1 protein-coding gene and 1 pseudogene are annotated in these 1,793 nt (G+C 32.7%); both read right to left on the reverse strand.

Annotation, left to right across the window (positions count from 1 at the left end):
- A pseudogene (locus HUN22_RS16825) lies at positions 1-488 on the reverse strand (hypothetical protein); the annotation flags it as partial.
- Positions 488-1,793: site-specific integrase (locus HUN22_RS16830; protein ID WP_174731786.1), on the reverse strand; the 1,306-nt coding region annotated here is incomplete at its 5' end. The gene HUN22_RS16830 and the pseudogene HUN22_RS16825, both read right to left, overlap by 1 nt.

Raw genomic sequence — 1,793 nt, forward strand, 5'->3', positions numbered from 1 at the left:
CCATAGTGATTTAACATCTCTTGTAATCTAAGGTATGTACCTGCATGATCGGGAAGATTCGTTTTACTTGAATTTTCTGCCAACATTTCAAAAGACTTATTTAGTATTAATGTAGATAACTGGCAGGGATGTATGCTCTCCATTTTTTCCGCATATAGAGAACTATACCACCTCTTAAGAATAAGAACCTCTGCATATAATTTTTGTGGTGATGTTTGCGAATTAGCTTTTCTATAGCTAAGAACCATCATTGCTTTCATAAATTCTTGATATGTTATATCTATTGAAAAGTCATCTATTCCTTTCAATCTTTTCCCTGTCGGAAAGGAAAATCTTGTTTTGCCACTTCGTGAAAGCAACCACCCAGAACCAATTTCTCCTCCTGCCCATTCAGGGTCATCCCATGACCATTTAAAGTTTTTTTGAATATTTTCATCAAAAAATTTTTTCTGTTCGTTTATAAAAGCCTTATACTTTTCAAGATTCATCAAATGCCATCCTTCTGTATTTTACAACGAACAATTACTGATTCAATTTCAAATTTTGTTGATTCATGGACTCTAATTAATGGATTTCTTGAAACGCCTATACCATCAGATAATCTAATCAGATCATTAATTTCACATTGAATACTTTCTAAAACATTAGTGTGGTTAGCATCAATAAAAGGATGAAAATATATACATCCATAGCAGTTGCGGACAGGTTGAAATAAGCATTTATCATTGTAAGAACAGCCACCGATATCATAATGAATCTTATGGCCAATGTTACCCATTACTTTTTTGTGTTTCCATTCCTGCTTATAAACTAAACGCCCTGTTAGTAACATCGCAATCATCTGCTTATATAGAGAATTTCTACCCAAGGCTTGAGCTCTAATTTGTGCTAATTGGGGTGTAGAGAAAATATAATGCCTTGCGGTCACAACTGATGAATGACCTAAGATATATGCAATTTCTTCAGCTGAAGAGCCAGCCATAGCTAGACTATAACCAACATGATGTCTAAAGTCAGAAAATGAGTATTTTTGTCTAATCATTTCTCCAGCTAAAACAGCATCTCGATATGATTTTGGCGAAAAAGCAAATAATTGAGTGTTAATAGCCTTCGAGCAGAAACGAGCTGCATTTTCGCCCATATCAAATAATTTTTCATCTGGATATAAGTTAAACCTTTCTATATATGAAAGAATAATTTCAGCAATTTCTTCTGGTAGCTTTATAGCTATTTTCTCATGTACATATCTTGCTTGTTTTGCATAGGGAATTAGTACACTATAGCGATGGAATTGATCTATCGTACGTGTAGTGTCTACTTTTATATCTTGTACCGATAATTTAGCTAATTGAACAGGTCTAAGCCCTGATACATAGATGAGTCCTAATAGTGAAGAGTTTATTAAAGTTTGATTAGTGATTTGTAAAGAGTCTTGCTTTAACTGATGATTCAATTGGCTAAAACCTTGTTGAATCATGGTAATAGTCGGGTAATCAATAAGATCTTCATATTGTTGATAATACAATCTTGAATTGAAGGCTGTAGGACGTTCTAGGAATTCTAATTCGTATTCTTGATCAATATCAAAATGTGAAAAATCTTCTAAAAATAATAATTTAATCAAAAATTTTAAGTGGTAATAGTAAGATGATCTATCTTCTTTTGCCAAATTAGCTAATATCGATTTTAGATTAGAATAATCAAGTTTTTGCTTATTGTTTTTTAATGTTTCGATGGCATAACTAAAGGCCTGAAATTTAGCGTCAAGTGATGAGGGGGTATTAACCTGAATG

It is taken from the genome of Acinetobacter lactucae, assembly GCF_013344765.1.
GTDB classification, from domain to species: Bacteria; Pseudomonadota; Gammaproteobacteria; order Pseudomonadales; family Moraxellaceae; genus Acinetobacter; species Acinetobacter lactucae_A.